The following is a 19,638-nucleotide window of genomic DNA, read 5'->3' on the forward strand; positions in this document are numbered from 1 at the left end:
AATGGATTGGATTTCTCTTTTAGCGGTGGTAGTCGCTCCTGTCGCTTCAATATTGACACTGTCACTCGCCAATCGACATGCCGCGCGGATGGCTGAAAAAGCGAAAGAAACCGCGGAGCATGATCGAGAGTTTGCCGCGAGCGAGAAGAGGTACGAAGACCGTCGCGACGCGGTTGTTGCTTTTCAAAAAGCCGCACTCGACGAGCAGGACGCAATAGTGAGGTATGAGTACGACTATGATAACCGCGGCTTCTCGCCTGGGGATATTCATGACGATTACCAGTTCGACGCCCTGAATGAAGCTCTCGCCGCAGTTGAATTGCTGGCGACTGACGATGTTATTGATGCGGCAAATGCCGTCCGAGACGCTGTCGTGAAGCGCTTCTCCGATCCGCGTGCTCAGCCTGTGTTGCGTGACTCGCTGGCGGCTTACAAGCGGGCGAGCCGACTAATGCTTGGTACTGCTGGGACACCGACCTCCGCGATTAGTTCCGACTGATCAAATCTGGAGTCTGGGAGGATCGGTGTGGTGTGCAGGATGCCCGATCGAAGTTGAGACTGGGCATTCGTTGCCTGGCGGGCGCCCCTGGCGGTTGAACAGCGTGCTCAGCCCACGCGCGGCGACGACAGCGGCTTCTCGCACCCGCGGATCGGTCATCTGCTTGCCCGAGGCGTCCCTCGTCATCGCCCGGAGCACGCAGACTCCCGGCGCGGCCACTGCCATAAGCCCAAGCACCCGTACGAGATCCTCGGGAGGCGGCCGAAGTTCTTCTGTGATGCTGCTCGGCCTCCAGTTGACGTGGTCGGCAAGGTGGGAGTTGGCATCGCGTTCGCCCCAGACCGCACGGGACAGGCCGTTCGACCTCTCCTCTTCCGTAATGGGAGTGATCCGCGCTGACGGAGAATCCCAGGACTCTTCGTGGGATTGACGACTTTGTCCGGTGTACAGGTTGCTCAGCTCGTTGACGTCGTAGCGTCTTCCTCTCTGGAACCGGAGCGCTCCCAGCTCGGTCCAAGCACTGACGTGTCCTACCGGCGCGGACCAGGACAACGGCCGCGCGCGGATTGTTAGCTCCCGCCCGATCGCTCGCCGCCTGCCGGCTGAGGTGCTCCCGCGAAAAGGACGGGCGCCGAGCTCCTGATGAGCGAGAGTGACGGGTCTGGCACCCGCCAACTCGACGATTGTTTCCCGCGGTGAGGTTCGAGCTGGACGATGGGATCCAGAAGTCCGGAAAAGTGTCGGCGCCGCGCGAGTAGCTCTACATCGCTAAGGCGAAACTCCTAGACCAGGATCAGTCACTTTTGTCCGAGGCGATTTCTACTAACGTCTGATACAAGCACGCAAGTTGTCGAAAGCGACTACGGACGGCGTCATGTCGCTTTCGATTGACCATTGGTTTCTAACACCTCAAGGAACGGACGGTACCCAATGATCAAGTCCGCCAATCAGTACCCGGTGCACACGTTGTTCAGTCACGAGGGCAACGTGCTGTACCGGATACCTCCTTATCAGCGCGAGTACTCCTGGCACAAAGCGCAGTGGGAAGACCTCTTTGAGGACCTGGTGGAGGCAGACGGTTCACACTTCCTGGGCACGATCATCACGCTCGATCAGACCACCGACACGCTCGAGGGCAATATCCTTCACGTTATCGACGGGCAACAGCGGCTGACGACACTCACGTGTCTATTCCGTGCTCAAGAGCAATATCGCCGAGCTCGACGACGACACGCGAACTGACTTGACTAATCTTGGCCGCCAGCTGGTGCGCAAGTCCGACAAGCAACCCAGGGTCACGCCGCAGAGGCAGGGCCATAACCTCGCCGACTTCCGGAAGGTGCTCGAGACGGCCGGCCTGCCGATCGAGGGGGAGTGGAAGCCGTACTTCCCGAGCCGCAAAATTTCCAAGTGTTACCACTACTTCCGCTCGGCCATCATCAAGCTCGCTGAGACCGAGGGACTCTCGGAACCGGAGGCCGCGTTAAGAGTGCACGAGGCCGCGTTGCAGGCGGTCATTGTGAAGATCGAGGTCGCCAATCACGCTGACGCTTTCGTGCTCTTCGAGTCGCTGAACAACCGAGGCGTGCCCCTTTCGCCTGTCGATTTGATCAAGAACCACCTTCTCGCCGAGTCTGAGAAGAGGAATGTTATGAAGGTAGACGAGGCGTTCAAGCACTGGAATGACGTGCTGGCTAGCCTCGGTGACAGCTATTCCACCCATGAGCGTTTCCTGCGGCATTACTACAACGCGTTCAAGTCAGAGCTGCCCGATGTCCCGAACGCTACGGTTGCTACGAAGTCCCGTCTCATTCGAATCTACGAGACCCTCCTTGAGCGGGATCTCGAACGGGTTGTCGACTCCTTGGTAGGAGCAAGCAAGATCTATGGACGCATCAACTGCGTGGTCGAGCTCGATCAGCCCACGTCGTTGGACCTGGCTTTTCAGCGACTGATGCGTGCACAGGGCGCGCCCTCTTACGTGCTGATTATGTGGCTGATGTCGAAGCAAACTGGACTCGAACTGAGTGAAAAGCACGTTGAGAAGGTAGTCGACCTCCTGACGAGCTTCTTTGTCCGCCGCAACTTGACAGGCTATCCACCAACATACGCCCTCGCAAAACTGTTCATGACGACTATCGACGCAGTGGGTGATGCACGTGGTGACGAGGTGCTGTCGGTGGTCAGGGAACGTCTGAGTTCAGCCTCAGCGTCCGACGACGAGTTCCGTTCGCGCCTGGTTGGGCGGATTTACCAGGAGAACACCGACGTCACCAGGTTCGTTCTTGCAACATTGGCCGAGGACTCCATGACCAGGGAAACGAAGGTGGATCTATGGCGGCAGGAGAAGAACCACTTCGTATGGACGATCGAACACATCCTTCCGCAGGGCGAGAATTTGCCACAGGCCTGGCAAGAGATGCTCGGCAGCCCAGAGGCTGCTGCTCAGGCTCAAGAGGAGCACCGACACCGACTCGGTAACCTCACCATCACCGCTTACAACAGCAACCTTGGAAACAAGTCGTTCGTGGAGAAGCGTGATCGTCAGGATTCCAAGGGAAGGTTCATCGGATACCGCAACGGCCTGTCCCTTAACACCGAACTTTCCTCGCGCGATTCTTGGCCCGCTGATGACATTGAGAGGCGCACGTCTGCGCTGGCTGACAAGGTGATCGAGCGGTTTCCCCTCGCCTGACTAATTCTCCGCAGCGCTGTTTTATCCTGCACGCGTTGACCATCTAGGTCAGGACCAGGTGGATGGGGCTGTGGCTCCTATGGCGCTATTTGACAAGGACGCTAGCGGCCCGCTCTGCCAAAAGCTCGGGGGCGCTTCACCACCTAAATCTGCTCGCGTGGAAGCGCCACCCACGGAGGGTGGGCGAATACCAGAGACCTGTGGCCTCTCTGCGGCGGGCTGAGACCCGCATCCGCTTGCCGCTCCCCGAACTCTTGGCACCACTGAGCCGGCCGGCGAGGAGGCGAGGCGGGCGGCGAGTAAGCACCTTCGGTCGCCCCGCGAGGAATGGCTGAAGGAGGAACCTGCAGCGGTTACGGAGCGGCGGAGGTCAGGAGAGGTGGCAGTTACGGCGCCCTGCGCCGTAGGCGGTCATTTTCGGCTGGGGACCGACGAGCTGCCGGCGAAGTCGAGCGGGCAGTATGAGAGGCGATGCAGCGGCTATCGTGAGCGAGCTGAGGAGGTCCGGCAAGTTCTTGAACGTGCAGCCCCTCTTCGATGTCTCGATTTAGCTCGAGCCACGCAGGCTTTTCGAGCCGACCACGGAACTCGTGGTCAGTTCAACCGATTCACGAACTATAGTGAAGAGTTATTAGACTGTCTGGTGAGCACGCGAGCCTGCGAGCCCCAGCCCAGAACGTAGACCGGAGCACCATTCACTGATGAAGGCTGACTCACCGAACTGGAAGGTCATGGGACCGCCGGCGACGCCCGAGGAGGCTGCCGCTCTGGAGGCCTTCCGAGAGGTCCTTCCCGACGACGGGCGCACCACTGCATGGGTCAACCTGACCTTTATTGACACGAACAACCGAACGGCCGAGGTTGACGTCCTGCTCCTGACCCCAGTCGGTCTATTCTGCGTAGAGCTCAAGGGCTGGCACGGCACGATCACCGGCAACTCGCAGCGCTGGTACCAGCCGGGCAAGACGCACCCCAACCCGTTCCTCGTGACGGACCGCAAGGGTAAGCGCCTGGCATCGCTACTCAAGTCGTACGCGAGCACCTCACGCATGGAGCACGCGGTCCCGTGGGTGAACGCGTTGGTCGTTTTGCACGGCCAAGGTTCGACTCTTGCAGTCGACGAGTCCGGTCGCGCCGGTGTCATCAAGCTCGATGGCTACCATGTCGCATCGAAGCCGCCCCTGCAGCGCCTCAGCGAATTCTTGGCGACTCCGCCAGAGAACCCGAAGGACAACATCGACCCGCAGGGTGCGCGGCTGGTTCGGCACCTCTGCGAGAAGGCCGACTTCCGTCCCACGCCGAAAACTCGCATGGTCGGTGACTATGCAGTAGCCGAGTCTGACCCGGTGGCCGAGGGCGTCGACTGGCAAGACGTCGTTGTCACGCACCCGAACCTGCCGAAAATCAAGCAGCGGCTCCGCTTGTACGACGTGCCACCAAAGGCTTCGGCATCGGAGCGTAAGCGCATCGAGCAGCTCGCCCAGCGCGAGTTCCAGCTCACCTACGGCATCAAGCACGAGGGCATCGCAGTCCCGCACCAATTCCTTACCACCGACGACGGCCCCGCCCTGCTCTTCGAGTACGACGACGCCGAGCGACCCCTGGACGCGTTCCTCGCTGACGAGGGCGCCGCGTTTACGATTGACGACCGGATCGCAATGGTCGAACAGCTCGGCGATATCCTCCGGTACGCGCACAATCGCCATTTGATCCATCGCGCACTGTCTCCGCAGCGCGTGTGGGTCCGGCCTTCGTCCGAGGGGCCGCGCTTGGAAGTGCGGGATTGGTACTCGGCCCAGAAGGACCGCGAGACGGCGGCCACGACCCGGTGGACGGTGATCAGTCGCGGCGTCACTGACCTAATCGGGGTCGCCAGCCACCAGGACTTGATGTGGCTCGCACCCGAAGCCCGCCAGTCCGTCACGGACGTCCCCGGCGCCCCGCTGGATGTGTTCGGTTTTGGCGCCTTGGCATTTCTGATCCTTACGGGCAAGGCGCCGGCGGCCACTATCGCCGAGCTCCAGGAGATCCAGCAGCGGGCCGGCCGCTTCGACCCGCGCGCCGTAACCGCGGGCCTTCCCGACACACTGGCCGAGGTTGTCGCCGACCTGACGGCTGTCGACGAGGCGGAGCGCCCTGCGTCCATTGCGGACGCACTCGAACTAGTCCGAATGGCGTGGGACGAGTTCCGCCGTCCCGGCGAGCAGGCCATACCCGAGGAGGTCGAGGATCCGCTCGACGCCCAGACCGGCGACATGATCGGTGGTCGCTTCCTCGTCGCGGGCAAGCGTGGCGAAGGCTCGTCGGGCGTCGCCCTCGCCGTCCTCGATGACACCGCCAAGCACGACAGGGAGCTCATACTCAAGATCGCTCGCGATGACGCCGCCGGACGCCGGCTCGACGCCGAAGCCGAGGTCCTTGCCGGCCTCGACCACCCCCGCATCGTGCGCATCGTGGAGTCACTCGATCTCGGTGGGCGTCATGTGCTGCTGATGTCCGATGCCGGCAGGGAGACACTCGCGACCCGGCTGGTCAAGGAGGGTCAATCGACGCTGGAGCAGCTGCAGCGCTGGGGTACCGACCTGCTGGAGGCGATGGCCTACTTGGTTGATGTCAAGGGGGTCTTCCACCGTGACATCAAGCCTGCCAACCTTGGCATCGCTCCCGACCCGAAATACCGCAAGCCGCATCTGACGCTGTTCGACTTTTCCCTCGCGCGCGAGCCGCTGGAGAGCATCGCCTCGGGCACTCCTGGCTACCTGGACCCGTACCTTGGCAGTGGCCGCCGGACACGCTACGACCGGGCCGCCGAGCTGTGGGCGGTCTCCGTGACGCTGTTCGAGATGGCCACCGGCGTGCTCCCGTGGTGGCCCAATGGCGCGAGTATTCCTGCGAACCCGACCGACTGGCCGGTCGTCGAGCCGGCGTCGTTCGACCCAGCCGTCGCAGCACCCCTGGCCGAGCTGTTCCGCAATGCACTCGCACCGGACGCGAAGGACCGCTTCGGCAACATCGAGGACCTGCTGCACGCCTGGACCGAGGTGTTCGCCGGCCTCGCCCTCGACGAGGACGCGCGGAAGAAGGACGACGAGCTCGCCTCTAAGGTCACCCTGGAGACGCCGCTTGAGCAATCCGGCCTCTCGGCACACGCGCTCTCGGCGTTGCGCCGGCTTGACGGCGTGGTCACCGTCGGCGACGTGCTCGGCGTGCACCCGGTTAAGATCAACGGAATTCGCGGGCTGGGGGAGACTTACCGCAAGGAGATCCAGGCTCGCATCGGGCAGTGGCGCACGGCGCTGCGCCCGGCAGAACCTTCCTCCGGGCTTGAGGTAGCACTCGGTGTCGACCGCGTGGTGAACAACCTCGTGAACTTCTTGCCCGCAGGCGACAAGCCACTCGCTCGCGCCCTGCTCGGTCTCGGCGACGGTCAAGCGTGGCCCACAGCTTCCGAGGTCGCAACCGACTTTCAGACTACGCGCGAGCGCGTTACTTCGGTGGTTGACGAAGCCGTCGCCGAATGGTCGAAGCACCAGCCGTTCCTCGCAGCGCGCAACGAGCTGAGCGATATCCTGCGGAACGCCGGCCGCGTCATGACCGTCCCGGAGGCCGTCGCCGCACTGATCACGTTGCGCGGATCGACGCTGGACGGCGACGCACGCACGATCCACGGAACCGCGCTGGTGCGCGCGATCGTTGAGTTCGACGCACGCGACCCCGAGTCCGTGTTCGTCCTGCGTCGTCGCGTCGGGACGAAGGCGGACCTGCTCGCCTTGAGCGAGAATGCACCCGGGACCGACGGCGGCGAGGCAATCCCGCCCGCGGACCTCCTCACCGAGCTCGCCGGCGAGCTGGGTGCCACGGCCGACGACCTCGTCACCGGCGGCGTCGTCACCGCCAGCACCGCGATCAGCACCCTGCGCGGCGTGGTCGACGAACTCGACAGCGCCCGCCAGCTGCAGGTTTCAGAAGCGCGCTTGCTGCGGCTGGCTGCTGCCGCGAGTCAGAACGCAGCAGTCTCAGGCTTCCAGGAGCTGTATCGGAGGGACCTTCCAATCAAGACCGCTCTGGAGCACGCGATGCGCGGCAAGCCGGGCCGCTCCATCAACCAGACGGCGGTTCGCCGAACGGTCAACGCGCGCTTTCCGCGCCTGTCCGACCCACTTCCGGCCGGATCGAACAAGCTCGATGCGCTCATGAGCGAGCTGTTCCCAGACCTGGTGAACCGTAAGGGTGTATACGAGCGCAAGAGCACCGCGCTGTTCACGACAGGTACGGTTTCAACCACGCAGTTCGCACCGACTCCGGCCGCGGAGGTCACGCGCAAGCTCACCGACTCCCTGGACCGCCGCTCGGCGCTGACCCTCACCGTTGCGCCGAAGCGATACACCGCCGCCGTACGCGCACTCTCCGCAATGTTCGACGTCGACGTGCTCGACGTCGCTGAGCTCGTGGTCACGAGAACTAAGGAGCAGATCGAAAAGGCTCGCGGCATGTGGTCGGGACTGCTCGCCTACGACGCACTCGACCGAGACAGCAAGAAGTGGAGGGCCCTTGAAAGCGTCGTCCAGCAATCCCTAGAACCCGCATGGGCGGAGCGCATCAGCACATCACGCCCGCTGCTGCTGACGAACGCCGGCCCGCTGGTCCGATACGGCATGACGTCGCGGCTAGCGACCCTGCTGGACACCGGAACCAAGCGACCGGCAGCACGTTGGCTCCTTGTCGCCAAGGCCGGCGATGCCCGTGCTCCGCTCCTGGAGGGTCGTTCTGTTCCCCTCGGTCCGAGTGGCTGGGTGGATCTACCTCGCGATCTCGCTCAGCTTGCTGATGACGACAAGGCACTACACGCCGTTACTTCGACCGGGGAGCATGCATGATTGACTCTTTAGCACTTCTTGCTGATCTCAAGGCCCAGTTGCGGATCCTGCAGGCTGATTTGAGGGAGCGCGCCGACGACCCCACCATCGGATGGGGTGCTGCCCTGCAGCGGGAGCATGCCGAGGCGCTGCGGCGCGAGCGCACGGGGCTGTCGTGGTCTGCGTGGCGGGACAACGAGGTCGATCAGGCGGCGGTCGCATGGATTGTTGCGACCACGTTCATCCGGTTCTGCGAGGACAACGACCTTCTCGTGGGCGCAACTCGCGACGGGATGCCCGTGCCCGTGGGTTGGATTGCTGGTCCGGGCGACCGTACCGCTCGGGCTCGGGAGAACCAGACAGCTTACTTCCGTGTCAATACCAGTCACCACGACCGTGACTGGCTCCAGCAGGCCTTCCGCGTGCTCGCGGCCCAGCCTGCCGGCGCCGGCCTGGTGGACCCGAAGCACAACCCCGTGTGGACCGCGGAGATCAGTGCCGAAGCCGCTACTGGTCTGCTGAGCTTTTGGCGCCGCACCGACGACGATAGCTCCCTAGTCCACGACTTCACGGACCCTTGCCTGGACACCCGCTTCCTCGGTGACCTTTACCAGGATCTGTCTGAGCATGCGAAGAAGACCTATGCCCTGCTGCAGACACCGGTCTTCGTCGAGCAGTTCATTCTCGACCGGACCCTGACTCCGGCGATCGCCGAGTTCGGCATCGACGGCCTCAAGCTCATCGACCCCACCTGCGGGTCCGGGCACTTCCTGCTCGGCGCGTTCGAGCGACTCAACGAGCAGTGGGCCGTGGAAGCGCCCGGCATGGACCCGAAGCAGCGTGTCCGTAAGGCCATGGACTCCATCTACGGTGTGGACCTCAACCCCTTCGCGGTCGCGATCGCCCGCTTTAGGCTCACTGTCGCCGGTATCCGCGCAGCAGGTGAGAAGTCACTTGTCGGCGTGCCCGAGCTTGGCTTCCACCTGGCCATCGGTGACTCGCTGCTCGGCGAGCAGGGCGTCGCTAGAGGACTATTTGACGAAGACTCCTACACCTACATTACCGAAGACGTCCGGGAGTACACCGATATTCTCAAACCTGGCCGGTATCACGTAGTCGTCGGCAACCCGCCCTACATCACGGTGAAGGACAGAGCACTGAACGCGGCTTATCGGAAAGCGTACGCGACGTGTAAGGGCAAATATGCCCTGTCGGTTCCGTTCGCTGAGTTGTTCTTCCGGCTCGCGATTCGCGGCGAACACAGTTTGCCGGCGGGTTATGTTGGCCAGATTACGTCCAACTCGTTCATGAAGCGCGAGTTCGGCAAGAAGGTCATCGAGGATTTTTTTGCAGGCAAGGACCCGGGACTTGCGATCGAAAACCCCGTTGACCTTACTCACGTTCTCGATATCGCAGGCGCCTGGATTCCCGGGCACAACCACGACGGTACCCCGACTGTCATTCTTATTGGACGTCGACGTCGACCCGTTTCTTCAACTGTTCGAGTTGTTCAGGGCGTGCGCGACGACCCTGGAAAGCGGCGCGACCCCGAAAACGGGCCCGTGTGGTGCGAGATGATGAACCATCTTGAAGAGCCGGGCTTCGAGGGCTCCTTTATTTCGGTTGTGGACCTCAAACGCTCGAAATTCGCAACACATCCGTGGTCACTAAGCGGGGGAGGAGCGGGGGATGTCAAGTCGGCAGTGGACGCTGCTGGCGTGCAGGCGCTTAGCGCAGCCGCGGATTCCATCGGTATCACTTGTTTCACTCTCGAAGATGAAGTTTATATTCGTGACCCACGCGCGCTGGAACGAATAGGAGTACAGGACCATCGCCCAATGGTACTTGGGGATTCATTGCGGGATTGGACATTTTTAGGGCAAACGTGTGCGCTGTTCCCGTATAACGAAAACCTCGATCCGGTCGAAGTCGACGACAATTCTGCGTTGGGTCGCGCAATGTGGCCATTCAGAACGAACTTGTCGAATAGCACAATGTTCAGCGGGAGATCGAAGATTGAGGACGGACTTAGATGGACCGAATATGGCAGGCTAACTAAAAGCAAGCTCCGCATTCGGCTCTCGATCGCGTTTGCGGAGGTGGCGACCCATAATCACTTCATTTTGGACCGCGGTGGGAAGGTTTTCAAGCAAACTGCTCCTGTGATCAAGCTGCCTGCCGGGGCTACAGTACAAGACCACCTTGACCTGCTGGGCATACTCAACTCGTCTACGGCGTGCTTTTGGCTCAAGGAGGTCTGCAAGAAAAAGGGTGGCGACGCCGACACACCGTGGTTGCGTACATATCAGTTCAACTCCACAAGAGTTGGAGGGATTCCTCTCCCGGGAGTACTTCCGGGCAGGCACGCAAGGGTGCTGGATGAACTGTCGCGTGCGGCGGCGGCTGCATCGCCTCACGCGGTCATTGAAAAGTTCACCCGGGAATCGACTCGATGTGACGGGCCGTCCCGGAAGCGTTCATTCATAGACCTACAGTCGCGTCTCGCGGACGCCGAAGCGGAGTGGCGTCGGACCCGCGAAAGGCTAATTTTCGCGCAGGAGGAGCTGGACTGGGAAGTCTATAAGCTCTATGGGCTTTTGGATGAAGATCTGACCTACGCTGGGTCGTTCGACAGGGTCGACCCCTCCGAACGGGCGTTTGCTATCCGTATGGCTCGCGAGGTGGGCGCGGACTCCGCCACGGCGCAGTGGTTCAACTATGATGATCCTCGAACTGGGCAGAGCCAGCACTTTCCACGGGTGCCTGACCTTCCCGATGAGTGGCCAAAGGACTATCGAGAATTAGTGGTCCGACGGCTTGCTACCCTGGATACGAATTCATCGCTCAGGTTAATCGAACGGCCCGAATTTAAGCGCCGGTGGGCGGTCGTGCCATGGGAGCGCCAACTCGACGATGTTCTCAAGGATGGGATCCTCGATCGGTTGGAGGTCGACGAACTTTTTACTGATTCCATGGGCCCGGCAACGCGGTCTGTAGTTCAGCTGGTCGAGCTGATCCGGAACGACGAGGTTTTTTTGGAGTTGGTGCGCGCGCTAACTAGCTCGACGGAACCCAATATTGCCGCAGTGTTGACGTCTCTGTGCCTCGGCGAAGCGGTACCGTATCTCGCCGCCCACAGGTACAAAGCGTCAGGCCTGGAGAAGTTCCGGGAATGGCAATTAGTCTGGGATCTCCAGCGACGGCAGGACAAGCAGGAACGCGTCAAATCGGTCCCTGTACCGCCGCGCTACGACAGCGCCGACTTTGCATCGCCCGAGTATTGGAGGGCGCGTGGAAAGCTTGACGTGCCCAAGGAGCGCTTCATCCTGTATCCGGGTGTCGGCCGCGAGGGCGACACAAGCCCGGTGCTCGGCTGGGCTGGGTGGAATCACAGGGATAGGGCGATTGCCCTTGTGCGCGAGATCTTGAATCAGCAGGCTCTTGGCGCTACGGACAGCGTGCTTGTGCCGATGGTGGCCGGTTTGGTCGAGTTGGAGCCGTGGCTGCACCAGTGGCACACGGACCTGGAGCCGAAGTTTGGGTCAAGCGCTGCGCAGACGGTCACAAGCCAAATCGACCAATTCCTTACCCAGCTCCAGCTGACCCGCGACGACGTGAATGCGTGGCGGCCGCCGGCCCCGACGCGCGGGCGCCGTCCCCAGTCGTGATGGGCGGCTGGTGAACGACTCGATAGCCGGTGAACGACTCGATAGAAGTAGTAGTGACGTATTCGATGAACGGAAGATCCCACTGATGAGCACCTCGACCGCAAGCTCCTTGACGATGATGCTGCGCGACGCGATCCACGTGCCCGAGGCTGTCCACGATGACGACTTCGTCATGCGGATCCACGAGGGCGTTCCTGCCGCTGAGCAGACCCTCAAGGACTACGTCGTCACCGATAAGATCGCCGAGGCGTTCGACGAAGGGCTGACCCTGGTGAAGTCGTCGCTGTTGCGAGGCAACGCCAAGGGTGCTTTCATCCACGGCTCGTTCGGTGCCGGTAAGTCGCACTACATGGCGGTGATGCACCTGCTGCTGACCGGAAACCCGCACGCGAGGGCGCTACCGGGTCTGCAGTCGGTGGTGGCTGGGCACGCGGATGTGTTGTCGCGGAAGTTCCTGGCTGTCGACTACCACCTGATCGGCGCGGAGTCGTTCGAGGGTGCCCTGTTCCAGGGGTACGTCAATACTGTCAAGGACAAGCACCCGGACGCTGTGGCGCCGGTGCTGCACCAGAGCGATCTGCTATTCCAGAATGCACAGGAATTGCGGACGCAGATGGGCGATGACCTGTTCTTCTCGAAGTTCGCCGCCGACTTTGATCCCGTCCTCGGCACGCTCAGCGGGGGCGGGCTCTCCGCAGCCGAGCTCGACGCCGCCGCCGCCGGAACGGCGAGCGAGCGCGATCGACAGGCCGTTGCGGCCAAGCTGGTGGAGACGTACTTCCCGGCCTACACCTCGACGTCGGCGTGGTTGCCGATCGACCAGGGTTTGCGGATCATGACCGCCCACGCCAAGGGCTTGGGGTACGACGGCTTGGTGCTTTTCCTTGACGAGCTGGTGTTGTGGCTGGCCAATCACTTGCGGGACTCGGCGTTCATCCAGAACGAGACGTCCAAGGTCGCCAAGCTCGTCGAGACCGGTTCGGGGAGGATGGCGATCCCGATGGTCTCCTTCGTCGCCCGCCAGCGCGCACTCAAGGAGTTCCTCGGCGGCGGAAACGTGGGCGCGGAGCAGGTGGCACTGGAGGATTCGTTCCAGTGGTGGGAGGACCGCTTCGACAAGATTACGCTCGCTGCCGCGGATCTTCCGGAGATCGTTAACAAGCGTCTGCTGACGCCTGCCTCGGAGGCGGGCAAGAACGCGCTTGCGTCCGCCGTTGCACGGGTGCGGGCGAACCCGACGGACTGGAAGCATCTGCTTACCGACTCCGTTGGTTCCGGGGCAGTCGACTTCGAGAAGGTCTACCCGTTCTCCCCGGCGCTGGTGGACGCCATGGTCGCGCTATCGGCGATCATGCAGCGCGAACGCACCGCGCTGAAGATCATGAGTGAGCTGCTTTACCGCGGCCGCGACGAACTCACCGTGGGTGACGTAATTCCCGTTGGCGACCTGTTCGACGTCGTTGTTCTGGGCGATGCCAAACCTCTGACCGACGACATGGTCAAGGTCTTCGAGGCCGCAGCATCCTTCTATCGCGGCAAAATGCGCCCGTACCTGCTGGACAAGCACAATGTCACGGACGCCGAGGCGCGCGCGCTCGACAGGAATCACCCGTTCCGCCGCGAAGACCGCCTCGCCAAGACCCTGCTTGTGGCGGCGATCGCCCCTGGCGCAACCTCACTCAAAGACCTGACGGCGTCCAAGCTGGCAGCGCTGAATTTTGGCTCCGTCGTGTCGATGTTCGGTGGCAACGTTTCCGGTCAAGTGGTCACGCTTGCCGCTGAATGGCAGGGCAAGTTCTCCGAAATAACAGTCGGATCCACCGCCGACCCCGTGATCAGCCTCCAGCTGACCGGCGTTGACTTTGACGCGATCCTCGCACATGTCACCCAGGAGGACTCCCACCCCAATCGACGAAAGCTCATCCGCGACACTCTCGTCGATGAGATCGGCGCAGTCGCCACCGGCTCGTACGCGGGGGAGTACGCTTTTGATCACGTGTGGCGCGGGCAGAAGCGAACGGTTGATGTTGTCTTCGGCAACGTGCGCGACAAGGCTGCGATGCCGGTCGAGGCGCTCAAGGCATCGTACGGGCGGTGGAAGCTCGTTGTCGACTACCCCTTCGATGACGAGGAGGGAAGGAATCCATCCGATGACGTGGCGCGTATTTACGACTTGAAGCAAGACAACGTGGTCTCGGACACTGTCATCTGGGTGCCACACTTCCTGACGGCACAGCGCATGGACGACGTCGGCAAGCTCGTCCAACTCGAGTACCTGTTGACCGGCGACCGATTCGACCAGTATTCCGCGAACCTTCCGGTCAACGACCGCGAGCCGGCTCGCCGCCTACTGACAAACCAGCGAGACTCCTTGCGCAGCCAGCTCGTCGCATTGCTGCGGCAGGCGTACGGCGTCGACTCCTCTGCGAACGACGACAACCTCGGCACGCGGCTTCCCGGCACGAATTTCGTGACTCTTGCCGATGGGTTCACGCCCGCACAGCCGTCGGCGGCAACGCTTCACGATGCCGTCATGGGCGTGCTCGGCTCGGCGCTGACGGCCCGATACCCCAAGCACCCGGAGATCGAGCGAGGCACCGAGGAGGTGCGTCGCGCCGAGCTCAATGCTGTGCTCAGCCTCGCGCGTCGAGCTGTTGATGCCGGTGGACGCTTGGCAGACGTCGACCGGGCGACCAGCAGCAAGGTCCGCCGCGTCGTGACTGCATACGGTGTGGGATTGCTGCGGGAGACTACATACGCCCTGGACGCCCAGCACTTCGCGTTCTTCGATGACTTCACCCGCGCTGCGGGTACCGGCGACGTCACCGTCGGGACCCTGCGCGAGGTGCTCGCAGAACGTGGTATGACCGTTGACACCATGGATCTTCTCGTCCTGACCTGGGCCAAGATCACTGACCGTGAGTGGTACCGCGCTGGCGCACGGACATCAGAACCTGGGATCGGATCGCTTGCCCCGGACATGCTGTTGCGCGAGCCCGTGCTGCCCTCCGAGGAGGAATGGCAGGTCGCGTTAACCCGAGCCAAGGCCCTCTTTGGCGTCGCTGCGGACGAGTACCACCTGTCAACCAAGGCAGTGGAGCGCGTCAGCGACGCACTCCTGGGCAAGGTGCGCCCGGCAGTGAGTACGACGTCGGAAGCCGCGACGGAGCTTTCCGAGCACCGCGCACTGCTCGGATTGGATGAGACGTCCCCGCGCTGGCAGTCCGTCACCAGGGGCCGTGACTTGGTCGCCGTCCTCGCAACGGCTGACAACGCCGTCGCGCGGATCAAGGCGCTGGCACAGTTCGACCTGCCCGCCGAGGCGCAGGCGATCAGCCGCTCAATCGCCGCATCCGGCCACGTCGTCGCGGCGCTGCGCGGGGCGAGCTGGAGCTTGATCGACAGGTTGCCCACCCTGGGTGGCGACCGGGCTGCGAGGGCGCTGGCCGCTCTGCGCGACGTCGCCCGTCAGGCAGAGCTCCATGCACCGCTCAAGCCGGCGCTGGACGCCGCGGCGCAAGAGGCGGTTGACGTGATCGCAAACGACCCCGTCGAAGTCGCGCAGCGCCGGCGGGAAGAGGAGGAGGCCCGCCGTCTGCGAGAGGAGGCCGAACGCAAGGCCGCCGAAGAGCGAGCTGCACGGGAGGCTGAGTACGCCAGGCAGCAGGCCGAAATCGAGACCAAGCGGCTCGAGCAGGCCGAACGCGACGCCGAGATTGCCCGCCAGAGGGCCGAGCTGGACCGCATCCGCCTGGAGCTGGAGGAGCGTGAACGAGCTCGCCTCGCGGAGAACAGCCGAGTCATTTCGCGCGCTGCCGAGGTCCAGGAGATCGGGCGGAAGATCACCGAGGAGCTGGCCAACCCGGTGAAGGGCAAGACGCTGCGGATCAGCTGGAGGTGGGAGTGACCAACGCCGCGACCGAGGCACCAAGAACTGTCGCTGTTTCTGAGGCGCTCGTGCGGTCACGCGCCGCCGCGCTCATTGCCAAGGGCGGTGATGCCCGCGTGCTCGTAATGCGCGCTCAGCCCCGCTGGAATGGCGGCGACCTGACCATTGACGGACAGCGAGTCCGCGTTATCGAAGGCATCTCTCAGCTCGCCATCCTCGACGCCTACGCCCAACAGACCGACGACGAGTACCTGGTCGTGCTGACCGACCGGCCGCGCGCCGACCTCAACGACACCGTGCTCGTCCGCGCCTACGGTCAGCGGATCGAGGAGCCGGACGAGTGGGGGAGCGTCCCAGCGCTCTTCGGCGGTGCTCGGGAAGTCAGCCGTGACCTCCGGAAACTCGACTGGGCGGCAACGGCGCTGCTCGACCATCAACCGGCCGGAGGCTGGGCGCCCTCTACCGATCTGGCAGTCACCGCCGAGCCCGCCATTGGTGGCTTGCTCGCCCACCTGATCAACCTCGGCTCGACTGACCTCGATGGCGTCGTACTCTTGGCCGCGCTGAGCGACGGATCACGCTCGTCGTGGGCGAGTGTGGATCCCGAGCTGCAGGACCACCTCGTCGAGTGGGCGGAAGAACAGTACGGGACCGCCGCCGGGTTCGCGCTGCGCACCACCGCCAAGCCCGGCGGGCTGGTGAAGCCGCTCGCGCTTGGACTGGCGATCGACGTGCTCTGGCCCAGCCCAGCCGGCGACCTCACTGAGGATCAGATCGCCGCGCGGACGCGGCTCCTGGAACGGTATGTAGGCGGCCGCTCCATCACACCCCTTCAAGCCCGCGAGATCGCCGACGCTTCCGTGTCCGCCGTGCTCCGACTCTCCCGCGAGAACGACCCTGAAGGCCGGCTTGGCGTCGTGCTAGACCAGGCCGAGGCGCTGTTGCGCGACAACCTCGGCTGGCCCGCCGGCGCAGAGCGTTCGGCCATCCTTCGACCCGGCTTCACTGCCCGCCTTCGGAGGCTCGGCGCGGCCCTGGACTCGGGGACGGACGTGGAGGAGGCTCTGGTCGGCGTTCTTGACCACCGGGAATCCACCCTGGCCGGCCAGGACCTCGCGCCGCGCATGGCCGTGCGGCTGTCACGCTGGCTCGCGACGACGGAGGTCACGATGCACAGTCTGGGGGCGGACTTGCAACGCCAGCTCGACGACGGAGCCTGGGTCGATGCGGCACTCGGTGTGATCTGGAACGGCTCCTCTGACTCCGAGGTTGGCGCCGCCTACGGGCGTCTCATCGAACGCGTCCGTGCGCGCCGCCGTGGACGAGACGAGATCGCCGCGGCGCACCTCGGCGACACAGTTGCCATGCGGTCTCTGGCGGAACTGTTGGACGGTCCGGCGCTGGGCATCGAGAACATCCTGCGCACTGTCGTTGACCCGTGGAAGGCCCATGGCGGAGTACTGCTCGTCGTTCTCGACGGTATGAGCGGAGCAACGGCCATTGACCTCGCTGGGGAGGTCGGACGGTCCGGTCTTGTCGAATGGGTGCCCTCGGCGTCGAAGCACCGGCTTGCAGCAGTCGCGGCACTGCCGTCGATGACAGAGACTTCTCGCACGAGTCTGTTCTGCGGAGAGATCCGCATCGGCAACTCCTCGACCGAGAAGTCGGGCCTGGCCGCGACCTTCCCCGGCGCTAAAGTTTTCCACAAGGGTGAGCTACGCGCTCCGGGTGGCGCTCAACTCGCCGATGGCGTCGCCTCAGCCATCGCCGACCCTGCGATCCCAGTCGTCGGCGTGGTCATCAATGCCATCGACGACGCTGCGCACAAGAACGACACCTCGGCGAGGACGTGGACGATGGGGGACCTCGAGCCGCTCCGCGCGCTCTTGAACGCCGCATCCATCGCAGGTCGCGTCGTCGTCCTTACCTCCGACCACGGCCATGTCGTTGAGCGCTCGACTGAGATGCTCCCTGCGGTGTCGGGCGGGGACTCCCGCTGGCGGCCCGCGTCGTCTGGGCCCGCCAGGGAGGGCGAGGTGCTCGTCGATGGGTCACGGGTGGCAATAGACGCTGGCCAGGTAGTCATGCTCTGGCGCGACGACGCTCGATACGGCGCCGCACGGGGCGGGTACCACGGAGGCGCATCTTTGGCAGAGCTGACGGTGCCGGTACTCGTGTACCAGCGGTCGCTCGCGCAAGACGCTCCTGAAGGGTGGTTGCCCGCACCGCCTCAGGCGCCGACGTGGTGGAACGATCCGATCATCGAGACCACAGCCCGGGAGGTCGCGGCCGCGCCCGTGAAGAAGACTCGGAAGAGGCCAGACGTCCACAGGGAATCTCCGTCGCTGTTCGAGCTCGAGACGGAACCGGCTCCACCACCGCCGAGCGACAATCTGGTCGATCAAGTCCTCGCGTCCACCGTTGCCGAAGACCAGCTGAAGCTTGCCGGACGTGCCGCATCCAAGTCGCTGGTCGAGGCCGTGCTCCGCGCCCTGATCGAACGTGGCGGCCGGGCCCACCGGGACACCGTCGCCTCCGCAGCGGACATGCCCTATACCGCCATCGGACAGCGCCTCGCCGTGGTCAAGCGCGTCTTGAACGTCGAGGGTTACGACATCCTGTCCTTCGACAGCGACGGTGAGACTCTGCGACTCGACGTTGACCTGCTCAAGGAGCAATTCGAGGTCAGATGATGGTGGACGTTCCGATAAGCCCCCGACGGCGCAGGGAGATCATTGACGCCCTGCGGCGCGGCACCGTGCCCCAGCAAGGGCTCGATGTGATGGCCGTCGGCCTTGGGAAATTCGAGTCAGCGATCGACGACGAGCTCGACGCTGTTCGGCAGGGCGGAGCGCAGTTCAAAGCTGTGCGAGGCGACTACGGGTCCGGCAAGACCTTCTTCTCCCGCTGGCTGACGGAGCGAGCCAAGAAGAAGAACTTCGCCACGTCCGAGGTCCAGATTTCGGAGACCGAGACCCCGCTGTACAAGCTGGAGAAGGTCTATCGGCGCATCGTCGAGAGCCTCGCGACACCTGGGGTGTCGAGCGGTGCGTTCAGGGACGTTGTCGATGGCTGGTTGTACGTGCTAGGTCAGGACGTGCAAAACGCTGGGCCAGCCGACGCGGCTGAGCTCGAGGTGCGGACCGATGGGCTGCTCGAGAAGCGGCTCGCCGCGGTCTCGAAGGAAGCACCGGCCTTCGCGATGGCGCTTCGCGCCTACCGGCAGATGAGCGCCTCTGGGCAGACCGCGGAAGCCGACGCGCTCCTGGCATGGCTCAGCGGTCAACCCCATGTATCGGCAAGTGCACGACGATCCGCCGGTGTCCGCGGCGAGCTCGACCACTTCGGTGCGCTGGGGTTCCTGCAGGGTTTGCTGACCGTGCTGCGGGACTCCGACTATGCCGGTCTTGTGATCGTCCTGGACGAGGTCGAGACCCTGCAACGCATGCGCTCCGACGTTCGGGAGAAGGCACTCAATGCGCTACGTCAGCTCATGGACGAGGTCGACAGCGGACGGTTCCCCGGTCTCTACCTGTTGCTGACCGGCACGCCTGCCTTTTACGACGGACAGCAGGGCGTGCAGCGACTTGCACCGCTCGCCCAGCGGCTTCAGACCGACTTCGGCACCGACGCACGATTCGACAACCCTCGGGCCCCCCAGATTCGGCTTCACGGTTTCGCACCCGAGTCCCTGGTCGAACTCGGTAGTCGAGTTCGCGACATTTATGCGGTCGGAGCCGAGACCGCCGACCGCATCCACTCCGTCGTCGATGATGCCTACATTGCCGACCTCGCGGGGGCTATCGCAGGCGAGCTGGGTGGTCGCACCGGTGTCGCGCCCCGAGTGTTCCTCAAGAAGCTCGTCGCCGACGTCCTCGACCGCGTAGACCAGTTCAGCGACTTCGACCCGCGCGAGCATTACGAGCTCACCCTCAGCGTCACCGAACTGACCGACGTTGAGCGCGAAGCCCAGACCCGGGGTGACTTGCGGGCAGCGTCGTCCGTTGATGACGTCGACCTCGGGTTCTGAC

The 19,638-nt window shown here is 63.5% G+C and carries 8 protein-coding genes; all 8 read left to right on the forward strand.

Annotated elements, in window-relative coordinates; translation table 11 throughout:
* Position 1: 1 nt before the first annotated feature.
* Positions 2-499, forward strand: coding sequence for a hypothetical protein (locus LXN01_RS11490; RefSeq protein ID WP_236865286.1), 498 nt, complete (start codon positions 2-4; stop codon positions 497-499).
* 930 nt (positions 500-1,429) lie between these two features.
* Positions 1,430-1,741 (forward strand): DUF262 domain-containing protein, encoded by a 312-nt coding sequence (locus tag LXN01_RS11495; RefSeq protein ID WP_236865288.1) that lies wholly within the window; start codon positions 1,430-1,432, stop codon positions 1,739-1,741.
* Positions 1,695-3,194, forward strand: a complete 1,500-nt coding sequence (locus LXN01_RS16390; protein ID WP_236865290.1) for a GmrSD restriction endonuclease domain-containing protein — start codon at positions 1,695-1,697, stop codon at positions 3,192-3,194. The genes LXN01_RS11495 and LXN01_RS16390 overlap by 47 nt, the downstream gene beginning before the upstream one ends.
* A gap of 701 nt (positions 3,195-3,895) precedes the next feature.
* The gene (pglW, locus tag LXN01_RS11505; protein ID WP_236865292.1) at positions 3,896-8,071 is read left to right on the forward strand and encodes a BREX system serine/threonine kinase PglW; all 4,176 of its coding nucleotides are present in this window, start codon (positions 3,896-3,898) and stop codon (positions 8,069-8,071) included.
* The gene (gene pglX / locus LXN01_RS11510; protein WP_236865294.1) at positions 8,068-11,718 is read left to right on the forward strand and encodes a BREX-2 system adenine-specific DNA-methyltransferase PglX; all 3,651 of its coding nucleotides are present in this window, start codon (positions 8,068-8,070) and stop codon (positions 11,716-11,718) included. Before pglW ends, pglX begins: the two co-directional genes overlap by 4 nt.
* Before the next feature lie 85 nt (positions 11,719-11,803).
* Positions 11,804-15,625 carry a DUF6079 family protein gene (locus LXN01_RS11515; RefSeq protein ID WP_236865296.1) on the forward strand — a complete coding sequence of 1,274 codons (3,822 nt, stop codon included), beginning with the start codon at positions 11,804-11,806 and terminating at the stop codon, positions 15,623-15,625.
* Positions 15,622-18,300, forward strand: a complete 2,679-nt coding sequence (gene pglZ / locus LXN01_RS11520) for a BREX-2 system phosphatase PglZ (RefSeq protein ID WP_236865298.1) — start codon at positions 15,622-15,624, stop codon at positions 18,298-18,300. Before LXN01_RS11515 ends, pglZ begins: the two co-directional genes overlap by 4 nt.
* A complete protein-coding gene (gene brxD, locus LXN01_RS11525; RefSeq protein ID WP_236865301.1) occupies positions 18,297-19,637 on the forward strand; it encodes a BREX system ATP-binding protein BrxD in 1,341 nt (446 codons plus the stop codon). The genes pglZ and brxD overlap by 4 nt, the downstream gene beginning before the upstream one ends.
* Position 19,638: the final 1 nt, after the last annotated feature.

The organism is Brevibacterium daeguense (assembly GCF_021729135.1).
GTDB classification, from domain to species: Bacteria; Actinomycetota; Actinomycetes; order Actinomycetales; family Brevibacteriaceae; genus Brevibacterium; species Brevibacterium daeguense.